Consider the following 243-nt stretch of genomic DNA (forward strand, 5'->3'; position numbering starts at 1 on the left):
TCGGCGCTGTGGGTCTTAGCTTCCGGGTTCGGGATGGGACCGGGCGTTTCCCCCACGCTATGACCGCCGTAACTCTGCCTCCCTGTGGCCCCACCGTGCCGTCCCCCGGGGGGCGGTGGTGTGGAGGGGAAATCTGGTCACAGTCGTCTGCTGTGGTGTTTCAGTGGTGGTTCCCGTGCACCGAACAACCGTGGGGTTGTTGGTTGGGAGCCGTATAGTGGACGCGGTGTTCTGTGGTGTCCC

Annotated in this window: 1 rRNA gene; it reads right to left on the reverse strand. The window is 64.6% G+C overall.

Annotated features, from left to right (window positions below):
- A 5S ribosomal RNA gene (gene rrf, locus ACPYN7_RS18080) occupies positions 1–71 on the reverse strand; the annotation flags it as partial.
- Positions 72–243 lie beyond the last annotated feature (172 nt).

It is taken from the genome of Kocuria sp. CH-021 (genome assembly GCF_049716185.1).
GTDB classification, from domain to species: domain Bacteria; phylum Actinomycetota; class Actinomycetes; order Actinomycetales; family Micrococcaceae; genus Kocuria; species Kocuria cellulosilytica.